We start from the raw sequence: 12,991 nt of genomic DNA, 5'->3' as shown, positions 1-12,991 counted from the left end.
TCCTGTCATGCGAGTCTTTGGCGAATGGTTTGCTTGAAGGCGTCGAGCAGCACGGCGGCGAGCACCAGCAGGCCATGGATCACCTGGGTGAAATTGGCCGGCAGGCCCATCAGGTTGATTGCCGTGTTGATGGAGGAGAGCAGCAGCACGCCGGCATAGACGCCGGGCAAGGTGCCGACACCGCCTTTCAGGCTGACGCCGCCGATGACGACCGCGGCAAAGGCGTTGAACAACAGCCCGGTGCCGAGATTGGCGGTGGCGCCCGAGGTGCGGATGGCGAGCAGCCAGCCGGCGAGGCCGGCAATGGCGCCGGCAAGTACGAAGGCGATGATCAGATTGCGGTTGACGCGGATGCCGGCGCGGAAGGTCGCGGTCTCGTTGCCGCCGATCATCACGAGGTGGCGGCCGAACGGCGTCTTGGCCATGATCAGCGAGAACAGGACGAAACAGGCGACGGCGATCCAGGCGGTCAGCGGCAGGCCGGCCATTCGCTGGATGCCGAACCAGCGGATGGCCGGCGCCAGATCCTGTGCCGAGCGGCCGCCGGAAATCACCAGCACCAGGCCGCGCACCCAGATGTAGGACGCCAGCGTGATGATGAAGGCGCTCATCTTCACCTTGACCACGAGATAGCCGTTGAAGGCGCCGATGAGGCCGCCGACGGCGAGCGCAACCAGCAGCGAAACCGGAACCATCAGCCACTGCGGATTGAGCTGTATGCCCATGCCGATGCCCGACGAGCAGAACAGGATGCCGACCGCCATGGCGCTGAGTGCGGCCACCGATTCCACCGACAGGTCCATATGGCCGGCAATGATGACCAGCGACAGGCCGATCGACATCACGCCGAGAACGCTCGAGGCCTCGATGATGTTGGCGAAGATGCCGAGCTGGAAGTAGTTGGGGACGAAGATGGAAAAGACAACCAGCACAAAGATCAGCATGAACCAGACGAGGTTGTCGAGGACGAACTCCAGGGCTTTGCGGCTGCGCGGGTTCATGGGCTGATCCGGTTGGCGCCCCCCGAGAAAATCAGGCTGAGAAATCAACTCGATTTCGTCGGGTTCAGGCGCGGGTTTAGGTTCGCCACGGCGTCCTGGGTCGCGGCGTCGTGAAAGGGCAGGCTCCGGGCCGCAACGACCCGGAGCGCTTCGCTAAGCGACTATTCGACAGACTTGATCGTGTCCGTCGGCGGCTTCTGGTTGCCCCAGAAGGCCGGATTGTCGACGTTTTCCTTGGTGATGGCGGCGCCCGGGATCTTGATGTTGGGGCCCCAGCTCTCCTTGGTCACGGTCGACTTCAAGCCGAGCACGTCATACTCGCCAGGCTTGATTTCCTGCTTGCCGGCGATCTTGTCCATGAACATGGCGACGGCTGCGGCCTGCGCGTAGAGCGGTTGCTCGACTTCGACATTGAGCCAGCCCTTGCGGATCAGGTCGAGACCGACCGGAGCGCCGTTCGAGCTCATCAGCATGACGTCGCCCGGCTTCTTGCCGGCGGCCTCGAGCGAGGCGACGGCTGCGACCGACAGGTGCGCGGCATGGCTGAAGATCAGGTCGATGTCGGGGTTGGCGAGCATCTGGTCGGCAACGATCGTGCCGGCGTTGCTGGCTTCCCATTGCATGGCCGGCAGCGAGATGATCTTGACGTCAGGAAACGCCTTCAACTTCTCCTCGAAACCCTTCTGGATGTCGAGCGTGTAGGGATCGCCGGGATCGCCGAGCACCTGCAGGATCTTGCCCTTCACAGAACCGTTCTTGGCGGTCAGAAGCTTTTGCGCCTGCTCGGCGGCGACGTAGCCGATCTCGACCGTGCCCGCCACCGAGGTGAAATCGGACGGGGTCGAGGTGATCTGGCGGTCGAACTCGACCACCGGGATGCCGGCCGCACGCGCCGCTTCGATGGACGGCTTCAGCGCGTTGAAATCGACGGCGGCCAGGATGATCGCCGCCGGCTTCAGCGCAATGACGTCGTTCATCTGCGATTGCTGCGCGTCGGTCTTGTTGTCGGCGTTGAGTGTTTTCACCTCATAGCCGACCTGCTTGAGGAACAGCTCCAGCGCGCTCACCGAGCCGGTCTGGAATTCATCGAGCAGGGTCGGGACCATATAATAGACGGTGCCCTTGGTCTGGGACATTGCCGGCGTGAGCGAGGCAAGAGCCAGTGCCAGGATACCGAAGACAAGAACCAGTATTCGCTTCATGTCGTTCGCTCCTCTTTTATACCGGACCCCTCTTTTGTCCCTCAACTTGCCGGTCCGGCACCGGCAAGCGTCTCACCGGTGATCATGTTGATCACCGCATCGGGACTTGTTTTGTTGCGTGCGACATCGCCGGCCACGACGCCTTGCCGGATCACCACGATCCGGTCGGCAACCTGGAAGGCCTGTTGCATGATGTGGGTGATGATCACGACGCCGATGCCCTGGTTGGCCACCTGGCGGATCATCTCGAGACCGCGCCTGGTCTGCTCGACGCCGAGTGCCGCGAACGGCTCGTCCAGCAGCACCAGCTTGCCGCCCCAATGGACGAAGCGGTTGAGCTCGATGGCCTGGCGCTGGCCACCCGAGAGGTGCTCGACATTGGTGCGCAGCGACGGGATGCGGGTGCCGGCACTTGCCAGCGCCTTGCCGACCACCGCCTCCATGGCGCGTTCGTCGAGGATCGGAATGCCGAGAACCTTGCGGGTGATCTCGCGGCCCATGAAGAAATTGGCGACGACGTCGACATTGGTGCACAGCGACAGGTCCTGGTAGACGGTCTCGATACCGGCAGCCTTCGCCTCGGCCGGCGTCTTCGCCAGGAATTCCTTGCCCTCGAACAGCATGCGGCCGGAGCTCGGCTCGAGGCCGCCGGCGATGATCTTGACCAGCGTCGACTTGCCGGCGCCATTGTCGCCGAGCAGCGCCACGACCTCGCCCTTGCCGATCGAGAAGCTGATGCCTCTCAGCGCATGGATGGCGCCATAATTCTTGGTGACGTTTTCGAGTACCAGCAGCGGTTCGGTCATGCTGCCACTCCCTTGCTGTGCATGAGGTCTGACCGGCGCTCGCGCTCGGCGATGAACATCTGGCCGAAGCGCGGCGAGAGCACGCCGGAAACGGCCAATGCGGCAGCGCCGCGCAGCACCGAATGCTGGCCTCCGGTCGCAACCATCACGCGCGGTGTCTTGCGGTCGCGCCGCGCCGAGATCGAATTGGGAAGCTGTGCCGCCGCGCTGACCAGTCTTTCCAGCAGGTCCGTGGGCGCAAGCCCGCCGAGGATGACGGTTTCAGGGTCGAATATATTCTCGATGGTGACGATGGCGTTGCGGAAGATCGGCGCGACTTCGGCCACCCAGGCGGCGTCGCTGATGTTGCGGCGGCGACGTGCTTCGAGCGAGAGATACCGTTCGAGGCAGCCGCTGTTACCGCATGGGCAAGGCTCGCCACCGGGAACGGCAGGGATGTGTCCGATTTCGCCGGCATTGCCCCAGGCGCCGCGCATCACCGCGCCGTCATGCACGATGACGCCGCCGAGGCCGACGCCGAAATAGAGGTAGTAGTATTCGGAATAACCGGAGCCGAGACCATAAAGCCGTTCGCCCATGGCCGCCGCCGCCATGTCGGTTTCGAAGAAGGCCGGCAGCCCGGTCGACGCCGCCAGCCGTTCCGGCAGCGCGACATCCTTCCAGCCGGCCATGGTCGTCGGGCCGACGAAGCTCATCGACTCCACGCCGAACGGTCCAGGCAGCGCCATGCCGATGCCGAGCACGCGTCCGCCGGGCCGCAGCGCGGTCAGCTCGGGCACCATCGCGCCGATCAGCTCGAAGGCATGGTCGGGCGTCGCATGCGGCGCCTCGCGATGCATGCTCTCGATGACATCGCCGCTGAGATTGATGAGCGCCGCGTCGATCCCCAGCGGGGTGAGGTGGACGCCGACGGCATAGCCGCCCTCGGGGTTGATCCTGAGCGTCGCCGGCGGCAACCCGCGTCCGCGCGGCTCTTCGCGCAGCGACAGCACATAGCCATGCTCTTCGAGTTCGCGAACGATGGTCGATACGGTCTGGACGGTGAGGCCAACGCGGCCGGCAATGTCGCCGCGAGCTATGGGACCGTGAAGGCGGATGGACTCCAGCACGATGCGCCGGTTGTAAGGCCGCCCGAACTCCTGATTGGTTCCCCGCAGTGCCATGTCCCGCGCCCTTTAGGAAGGCTAAGACTTGCACAGGCAATTTATTCAGTCAAATGGAATTCAAAAATAATTCGGAATGGTTCCCAGACGCGGTGCAGGACCTGTCCCATGCGCCGCGCTGGCCGATTGCAGCCGGGCTGAAACCACCGCAATGGTGAATGACGTCAGGCGGGCGCGGGGCTCGCCCGACCAGTGATCCAGCAGGAAAACCGATGATCGAATTTCCTTTTGCGCGCGATGAGTACCAGCGGCGGCTCAAGAAGATCCGCGCCGAGATGGCGGCGCGTCGGCTGGAACTGCTGGTCGTCAACGATGTCGCCAACCAGCATTACATCACCGGCTATGACGGCTGGTCGTTCTACACGCCGCAGGTCGTGCTTGTCCCGATCGAAAACGAGGCCGAGCCGGTCTGGATCGGCCGCGCCATGGATGCGGCAGGCGGCTTGCTGACGGCCTGGATGAAGCCGGAGAATGTGGTCGGCTTCCCCGAGGACCACGTGCAGCGCGCTGATCGCCATCCGATGGACTGGATAGCGGCCTGCATCGTCGCCAAGGGGTGGGGCGCGAGACATATCGGCATCGAGCTCGAAGCTTATTATTTCTCGCCGAAGGCGCATGCCCGGCTGGTCGCTGGCCTGCCCAATGCGAAATGGCACGACGCCGATCTCCTGGTGAACTGGATCCGCGCCGTGAAATCCGCGCCGGAAATCGCCTACCTGCGCAAGGCGTCGACCTTGGCTGAAGCAGCTGTCGCGCGGGCCTTCGAAGTCATCGCGCCAGGCGTGCGCGAATGCGATGCGATTGCCGCGATCCAGGCGGCGCAGATTGCCGGCAGTCCAGACTTCGCCGGCGACATCACGGCACTCCCGCCGACGATCCTCGGCGGCGAGAATGCATCGGCTCCGCACATAATGTGGAGCGACCGGAGGTTCGGCAAGGACGAGACGATCGCGCTCGAACTCGCCGGCGTTTGCCGCCGATATGCCGCAGGCCTCGCCCGAACGATGCAGCTCGGCAAGACGCCGGCCCGTGTCTCCGACACCGCAAAGGCGGTGATCGAAGGCATGGATGCGGTGCTCGACGCGGTCAGGCCGGGGACCACAGCCGAAGCGGTCGAGGCCGCATGGCGCAAGGTTATCCAGCGCTACGGGCTGAAGAAGGAATCGCGCATCGGCTACTCCATCGGCGTCGCTTATCCCCCGGATTGGGGCGAGCACACGATCAGCCTGCGGCCCGGCGACAAGACCGCGCTGCAACCCGGCAACGTCCTGCACTCCATTCTTGGCATGTGGATGGATGGCTGGGGCATCGAGATCAGCGAGACCATTCTGGTGACCGAGACCGGCCATGAGACGCTGACCAAATTCCCGCGAGACATCCGTGTCAAATCCTGACCGGTCGGCAGCACCGGGCGGTGCCGCGCCCCCGCATCGATGCCGGAATTCTCGATCGGATGGTCGAGATCCGCCGTCATCTGCACCGCCATCCCGAATTATCGAACCGCAAGATTGGGACGGGAGCTTATCTCAGGCCGATGCTGGCCGGGCAGGGGATATCAGACATCCGCGACGTCGCCCGCTACGGCCTGGCCGTCGATATTGTCGGCTCCGGGAGGCCGTCAATCGCAATGTGGCGATAAGGTGATGCATGCCTGCGGCCATGACGCCCATGGCTCGATGGGCTTCGCAGTGGCCGTGCATCTGCCTCAGCCCAGGGACAGTTTTGTCGGCACGGGTCCGCGCTTGATGCGACCCTGGATCGCGGAACCAGCGGGCAGGGCGCGGCGAAGTTGGGCAGCAACCAGCCTGGCTTGACCTTACAAATACTGTTCGACCTTCTTGCCGACGGTCAGGAAGAGCAGCGGGTCGATGGCTTCGCCATTGTGGCGGACCTCGTAGTGCAGGTGCGGGCCGGTCGAGCGGCCGCTGCTGCCAGTCTTGCCGATGATGTCGCCGGCCGCGAGTTTTTGGCCGACGGCAACGTCGATCTCGCTCAGATGGCCGTAGCGCGTGGCAAAGCCGTTGCCGTGATCGACCTCGACCATGCGGCCATAGCCGCCGTTCCAGCCGGCCTTGGTGACGATTCCGGCCGCGGTGACCTTGGCTGCCATGCCGACCGGCGCGCGGAAATCCATGCCTGAATGCAGGGCAGCGGTGCCGAGGATGGGGTCGGTGCGCACGCCGAACGGGCTGGTGACGGAGTGGCCCGGCGCCGGGTTGGCAAGCGGCAGCCGCCGCGCCTCTTTCTTCAACTGGTCGAGCGTATCCAGCGCCTCGTCGAGTTCCTTGACCTTGCTGTCGAACATCATCGAGCTGTCAAGCGGGATCAGCGGTCCGCCGACATCGCTTTCGTTTTTGCCGAAATCGCTGTCGACCGGCAGACCGGCCGCTTCCAGCGCCTGGGTGATGGCATCGGCGTTCTTGTAGGCGTTGTCGGCCAGGGTTTCGATGCGGGTGAGTTGCTGGCTCTCGATAGCCTTCAGTGAATCATTGATCGAGACGAACAATTTGTCGGCGCGGTCCGCAGCCGTTTCGCTGGGCAGCGGATCGGAACGTGTCGACCACAGCGAGAATGGCCTGGTGTCGCCCGAACCAAGACTGGCGACCGAATAGGCGAGTGGCTCGCCGCCAGTCAGTTCGGCATGCTCGTCGGGTTTTGCCGCCACATCCGCGGCGGCCGGCGTGCCGACTTCGTTTCCGGCCCGCTCGAGAATCGGGCCGAGGCGGCCATGGCGCTGGCTGAGCTGGCTCTGCCGCTCGATCAATTCGCTGACCTTGGTTTCCATCAGTTTTTGGTCGAGAAGCTGGCGGCTGGTGATGCGGTCGACCTGCGCGCGCAATGCGGAAATGCGATCTTCATAGGCCTGCTGCATGCGCGCCTGCCGGGCCGTGGTGGCGCCGATCAGATCGTCGCGCAGTACGAGATAGGAGGTCGCCAAGAGATAGCCGATGGCGATCGCCGCCAGTGCCGAGCCGAGAAAGGCGACGAGCCACGGCCGGATGGTGAAATGCCGTATTTCATTGCCCCGCGCAATGATGACCGTATGCGGCTCCTTGCGCCTGCCGAAGACCGCTGACTGACCGGTTAGGTTCACGGGACCAAGCTTTCGTTACGACACCAACGAAGCCCGATTACACATTATTAGGGTTAACAAAGTTTTGCCGTCGCGGGCGCGCTAGTGACCAACGGTGTCAGCCAACCGCATATATGTCTTATGCCCCTAATGCACTGCGCGGCGTTGGCCAGATCGGTGGCGCCTCAGAGCGCGCGGACCGCCTCCAGCACTGCTTCGGCATGGCCTTTCACCCGGACCTTGCGCCAGATCCCGGCGATCCGCCCGTCCTTGCCGATCAGGAACGTCGCCCGCTCGACGCCCATATAGTTGCGGCCATACATCGTCTTCTCGACCCACAGATTGTAGGCCTCGATCACCTTGCGCTCCTCGTCGGCAACCAAGTCGACGGTGAGATCGTATTTGGTTTTGAACTTGTCGTGCTTCTTCACGCTGTCCGGCGACAGGCCGATCACCACGGCGCCGGCCTTTTCGAACTCCGGCTTCAGCTGCGAAAAGCTGATCGCCTCATTGGTACAACTTGTGGTGTCGTCCCGCGGATAGAAATAAAGTACAACAGGCTTCCCTCGCATCGAGGCAAGGCTGAGTGAGCCGCCGCCGTCGCGCGGAAGATCGAATTGCGGCGCAACGTCGCCAACGTCGAGATCAGCCATATCGATGCCCTTGTTTGAGGTTACGCGGCCCTGAATCAAAGAGATAGAGCATGATGCCTGGACAAACGGAAACCGTTTGTCCGAGAAAACCGCCTCACACTTTTCGGCATCATGCTCTAGCCTGCATCGTTATAGTGTCGGGCGGGGATCCGTCCACGATCGAATTCGCACAACGGAAAATTGCGTGGATCAGGAAGAACCGCAACACGAGAAAATCCGGTTCAGGCGTGACGAGATCACCGACCTGGGGGCTTTCCCGTCCGCTTGCCGCGTGCCGCCACTCGGCAAGGCGCGGATCGGCCGCGGCTTTCGTATTCTTGTTCGCGCATTTGCCGGCATTGGAGCCCTTGTGCTGCTGGCAGCGGCGGCTGTCTACGTCATCGGCGCCACCGGCATCGGCAGCGAACGGCTGCGGTTGGAAGCCGAAACGGCGATCGAGAAACTGGCCGGTTTCGACGTCAAAGTCGCCGTCGGTCCTGCCAGCCTGACACTTGACGGATCGAGCTTCATTGCGCTGCAGGTCAAGGATGTCAGCGTCGAGACCGCCGACGGCAAGCCGATGGCCGATGCCGGGCGCGTCCGCTTCGGCATCCGGTTTATCCCGCTGCTTTCGGGCGAGGTTCGGCTGACCAGCGCCAAGATTTCCGACGCCCATATCGTCACCGCGGCAATGCCGTCGGGTGGTGACTGGACAGCGCGCCTGCGCAATCAAGAAGGTCTCATCGATCCGGAAAAACTGGCCGCCGCCGTCTTCAGTGACGTCAATCGTGCACTCGATGCCGTGCGCGAGGATTCGATGCGCCGCATCGATCTCAGAAATGTCGCATTCGAGCTGCCCGAGGCCGGATCGGTCAAGCTGGTCATGATCGCCAACGCGACGGTGCTGCAGTCGGGCCCCGGCAGCGTGGAGTTCTCGTCCGAGGCGGATGTCGATGGCCGCGCGCTCACCGTCACGGCCACCGCCACCCGCGATACGAGCTCGATGCGCGTCACCGCCTTGAACGCCGCCATCGACATGGCGGATGTCGCGGAGACAACGCCGGCGGCCGGCGGGCGAACCGGCGCGATTGCTTTGAAGCTCACCGGATCCGAAGGCTCGGGCGAGACCGATTCGCGGCTGACGGGCTCGCTGTCGCTAACCGGCTCGGTGCTCGACCTCGGCACACGCGGGCTGTTGCCGGCCGATGTCGATGTCGACGCCGCCCTCGTCTCCGGCTCCAACAAGATCGATGTCGGCAGGCTGGTTCTAAAGACCGGGCGCTCGGCGTTCAATTTCGCCGGCTCGATCGGGCCAAAGCCGTCGACCGGCGCGGCCGGCGAGGAGCCTTCCTATCGTTACGACCTGACCAGCGACGGCTCGACGCTGGCGCCTTCGGAATCGCCCGAGCCGGCGCTGAATTTCTTCGCCCGCATCGCCGGCGTCTATCAGGTCAAGAGCCGCAAGCTTGTCGCCGACCAGATCGGCATCAGGTCGGGGTCGGGGAGCGAAGTGCTGGGAACCGCTGCGGTTTCCTTCATCGACAACGGACCGCCGGGTATCTCGGTGTCGCTCAACGTCCACGACATGGCGGTCTCGCACGTCAAGCAATTGTGGCCCTGGTTCTCCGCCAAGAATGCGCGGCTGTGGGTGCTGCAGAACCTGTTTGGCGGTCGCGTCGTCGATGCCAGCCTGCAGTTCCAGGTCGTGCCGGGGCGTCTCGGCAACGGCGTGCCGCTTTCGGCCGACGAGGTGTTCGGCCGCTTCCAGGTCGAGGGCTCGCGCTTCGACACCGCCGGCCGCATCCCGCCGATACGCGATGCCGTCGGCGTCGTTTCCTTCCACGGCAACGATGTCGACGTCGCGCTGTCCTCCGGCAGCGTCTATATGCCGAGCGGCCGCACCGTGGCGGCAAGCAATGGCACACTGTCGGTAAAGGCGGCAAACCACCCGCCGGTGATTGGCGCGCTCGACATCGACGTCGCCGGCGAGGCGCCGGCCATCGCCGAACTTGCCTCCTACGAACCGATCAACGCCATGCGCCATGTCGGCATCTTGCCGGACGACCTGTCGGGCACGGTGACCGGCCACGTCAAGGCCGACATTCCGTTGCAATCCGGCGTCGACACGTCGAAGCTCGATTGGCTGGTATCGCTCGACTACAAGGACCTGTCGCTCGCCAAGCCGTTCGAAGGCCAGATGGTGACCGATGCCGACGGCTCGATCGAAGTCGGGCCCGGCAAGGCGGTGATCTCTGCCAAGGCGCGGCTGAACGGCATTCCAGCCGAGCTCGATCTGGTTGAGCCGCTCAGGGATGGCGGGCCGCCGCGCAGCCGCAAGGTGGCGCTTGTGCTCGACGACAAGACGCGCGCCATCGCCATGCCTGGCCTGTCGCCGCTGATTTCCGGCACCATCAAGGTGGCAATCGACAAGAGCGGCGAAGGCGGCAGCCAGAACGTCGACGTTGACCTGACGAGCGCCAGGCTGGACATTCCCTGGGCAGGCTGGAGCAAGGGGCCGGGCATTGCCGCCAATGCCACTTTTACCATGAGCAAGTCCGGCGATACCACGACGCTGTCTGACTTCGACCTCGACGGAAAGAGCTTTTCGGTCGAAGGCGATGTCGTCCTGGTCAAGGGCGCGCTGTCTTCGGCCCGCTTCAGCAAAGTCGCCTTGAACCGGGGCGACGATGTCGCCGTGACGGTGAAGCGGTCGGGCAAGGGCTTCGCAGTCGATGTCAGCGGCAACGCGCTCGATGCCCGCTCGCTGATCAAGCAGTTCACCTCCGATGTCGATACCGCCACCAAAACCACCGGCACGGACGCGGTTTCGGTTAGCGCCGACGTCAATTCGCTAAGCGGGTTCCATGACGAGGTCCTGTCCAATTTGAAGCTCGACTACAGTGCCGCCGGCTCCAGGGTGAACAGGCTCAAGGTCAGCGCCGCGGCAAGTTCCGGCGCCGCCATCACCATCAGCAATACGGCAGGCAATGGTGCTCGCGCGCTCACCATGAAGTCGGCCGACGCAGGCGCCATATTGCGCTTCCTCAACATCTACGAGCATATGGAAGGCGGATCGATCACGCTGGCGCTCAGCGGCGCAGCCGACGGCCCGATGCGGGGACAGGTCGATTCGAGCAACTTCTTCATCGTCAATGAACCGAAGCTTGCGTCCATCGTATCGACTACGCCAGCCGGCGACAGCCGCAGCCTGAACGAAGCGGTCAAGGGCAAGATCGACACTTCGCGGGTAAAGTTCGAGCGCGGCTTTACCGAGATCGACAAGGGGTCGGGCTATTTGAAATTGGCGAATGGCGTGCTGCGCGGCCCGCGCATCGGCACCACCTTCCAAGGCACGCTCTACGACCAGAACAACAATATGGACATGACCGGAACCTTCATGCCGGCCTATGGCCTCAACCGCATCTTCGGCGAGTTGCCGTTGGTCGGCGTTCTGCTCGGCAACGGCCGCGACCGAGGCCTGATCGGCGTCACCTACCGGCTTAAGGGCAACGCCAACAAGCCGGTGCTGGACATCAACCCGCTATCGGTAATCGCGCCGGGCATTTTCCGGTCGATCTTCGAGTATCGCTGAGGATCCCAGAAGACGGCTCAGGCAGGCCGCACAAGCACGTGCTTTTTCTTGCCCACTGAAAGCTTTGCGACGTTTTCCGGACTCAAATCCTGAGGCGTCACCATCCGCCGGTCGTCCGCCACCGGCTGGTCGTTGAGGCGCACGGCGCCGCCCTGGATATGCCGGCGCGCCTCGCCGTTCGACCCGGCAAGGCCCGCGGTGACCAGCAGCGACAGGATGCCGATGCCAGCTTCCAGCGCTGCGCCATCCACCTCGACGCTCGGCAGGGTTTCGGCCGTCACGCCTTCCTCGAACGTCTTGCGCGCGGTTTCCTCGGCCGCGAGCGCCGCCTCGCGGCCGTGCACGATGGCCGTGGTTTCTGTGGCCAGCACCTTCTTGGCCTCGTTGATCTCCGAGCCGCCAAGGGCGGCCAACCGCGCGATCTCCGAAAGCGGCAGCCGGGTGAAGATCTTCAGGAAGCGCTCGACGTCGGCATCCTCGGTGTTGCGCCAGTATTGCCAGAAATCATAGGGCGAGAAGAGGTCGCCGTTCAGCCACACCGCGCCCTTGGCCGATTTGCCCATCTTGGCGCCCGACGATGTCGTCAGCAGCGGCGTGGTCAGCGCATAAAGCTGCGGCGTGCCCATGCGGTGGCCGAGATCGACGCCGTTGATGATGTTGCCCCACTGGTCCGAACCGCCCATCTGCAGCCGGCAGTCGTGGCGGCGGCTGAGCTCGACGAAATCATAGCCTTGCAGGATCATGTAGTTGAATTCGAGGAAGGACAGCGACTGTTCGCGCTCGAGCCGCAGCCTGACGCTGTCGAAGGTCAGCATCCGGTTGACCGAAAAGTGGCGGCCGACATCGCGCAGGAACTCGACATAGTTGAGCTTCATCAGCCAGTCGGCATTGTTGACCATGATGGCGTCGTTGCCAGTGTCGCCGAAGCGCAGGATGCGGCCAAAAATTCGCTTGATGCCCTCGATGTTGGTGGCGATCGCCTCGGGCGTCAAAAGGCTGCGCTGGTCGTCACGGAAGGACGGGTCGCCGATCATCGAGGTGCCGCCGCCCATCAGTGCGATCGGCCGGTGGCCGGTCTCCTGCATCCAGTAGAGCATGGTCGCCGATATCAGATTGCCGATGTGCAGGCTGGTCGCCGTGGCGTCGTAGCCGACATAGGCGGTCACGGTTTCCTTCGCGAAAAGTTGATCCAGCCCGGTCTCATCCGAAATCTGGTGGATGAAGCCGCGCTCGCTCATGACGCGCAGGAATTCGGACTTGAAGGCGGGCATTGTTTCTTCCTGAAAGCGCCGGGTCCGAACGGCCCGGCATGGCCTGAACGCGGGCGTTTAGCATCCAAGCGCGTCAAGCAAAAGTGGTTTCCGATTTTGCGCCGGCATGGACAGCCTATTCTGCACTGCCGCGCATGCTTGCTTCATCCTGTCGGCTGGCGTAATGAGGCGCCGCGCCAACGGGTTCGATCCGCTGGAACGGCACCGCACGGCATCCACCGAATGCCATATCTTGTGACAGAGCCCGACGC

Annotated in this window: 10 protein-coding genes; 3 read left to right on the top strand and 7 right to left on the bottom strand. The window is 63.7% G+C overall.

Going from position 1 to position 12,991, the window contains the following annotated elements; translation table 11 throughout:
* Positions 1-5: 5 nt before the first annotated feature.
* From X757_RS144615 to X757_RS144630, 4 genes are all read right to left on the bottom strand, one after another.
* Positions 6-1,001, bottom strand: a complete 996-nt coding sequence (locus tag X757_RS144615) for an ABC transporter permease (protein WP_023726943.1) — start codon at positions 999-1,001, stop codon at positions 6-8.
* Between the two features lie 161 nt (positions 1,002-1,162).
* The gene (locus X757_RS144620; protein ID WP_023684845.1) at positions 1,163-2,203 is read right to left on the bottom strand and encodes a sugar ABC transporter substrate-binding protein; all 1,041 of its coding nucleotides are present in this window, start codon (positions 2,201-2,203) and stop codon (positions 1,163-1,165) included.
* A gap of 41 nt (positions 2,204-2,244) precedes the next feature.
* Positions 2,245-3,009 (bottom strand): ATP-binding cassette domain-containing protein, encoded by a 765-nt coding sequence (locus X757_RS144625; protein WP_023726942.1) that lies wholly within the window; start codon positions 3,007-3,009, stop codon positions 2,245-2,247.
* Complete coding sequence (locus X757_RS144630) at positions 3,006-4,172, bottom strand: ROK family transcriptional regulator (RefSeq protein WP_023726941.1); 1,167 nt, start codon at positions 4,170-4,172, stop codon at positions 3,006-3,008. The genes X757_RS144625 and X757_RS144630 overlap by 4 nt, the downstream gene beginning before the upstream one ends.
* A gap of 212 nt (positions 4,173-4,384) precedes the next feature.
* Between X757_RS144630 and X757_RS144635 the strand changes: the two genes are divergently transcribed.
* Both X757_RS144635 and X757_RS1000000169050 read left to right on the top strand, forming a co-directional pair.
* A complete protein-coding gene (locus tag X757_RS144635) occupies positions 4,385-5,566 on the top strand; it encodes a M24 family metallopeptidase (RefSeq protein WP_023726940.1) in 1,182 nt (393 codons plus the stop codon).
* Positions 5,567-5,625: 59 nt separating this feature from the next.
* On the top strand, positions 5,626-5,811 hold the full coding sequence (locus X757_RS1000000169050; protein WP_031251405.1) for a hypothetical protein: 186 nt from the start codon (positions 5,626-5,628) through the stop codon (positions 5,809-5,811).
* Between the two features lie 177 nt (positions 5,812-5,988).
* On the opposite strand, the gene X757_RS144645 is transcribed toward X757_RS1000000169050, so the two are convergent.
* On the bottom strand, positions 5,989-7,266 hold the full coding sequence (locus tag X757_RS144645) for a M23 family metallopeptidase (RefSeq protein WP_023726939.1): 1,278 nt from the start codon (positions 7,264-7,266) through the stop codon (positions 5,989-5,991).
* A 164-nt stretch (positions 7,267-7,430) separates the two neighbouring features.
* Positions 7,431-7,898: a peroxiredoxin gene (locus X757_RS144650; protein WP_023726938.1), complete on the bottom strand. Its 468-nt coding sequence runs from the start codon at positions 7,896-7,898 to the stop codon at positions 7,431-7,433.
* 184 nt (positions 7,899-8,082) lie between these two features.
* On the opposite strand from X757_RS144650, the gene X757_RS144655 reads away from it, so the two are divergent.
* Positions 8,083-11,469 (top strand): DUF3971 domain-containing protein, encoded by a 3,387-nt coding sequence (locus X757_RS144655; protein WP_023726937.1) that lies wholly within the window; start codon positions 8,083-8,085, stop codon positions 11,467-11,469.
* Positions 11,470-11,486: 17 nt separating this feature from the next.
* Here X757_RS144655 and tyrS read toward each other — a convergent pair whose 3' ends face one another.
* Positions 11,487-12,740 (bottom strand): tyrosine--tRNA ligase, encoded by a 1,254-nt coding sequence (gene tyrS / locus X757_RS144660; RefSeq protein ID WP_023690219.1) that lies wholly within the window; start codon positions 12,738-12,740, stop codon positions 11,487-11,489.
* Between the last annotated feature and the right edge of the window lie 251 nt (positions 12,741-12,991).

Source organism: Mesorhizobium sp. LSHC412B00 (assembly GCF_000503035.1).
In the GTDB taxonomy this organism is placed as follows: Bacteria; Pseudomonadota; Alphaproteobacteria; order Rhizobiales; family Rhizobiaceae; genus Mesorhizobium.
This window is presented reverse-complemented; position numbering and strand designations above follow the sequence as displayed.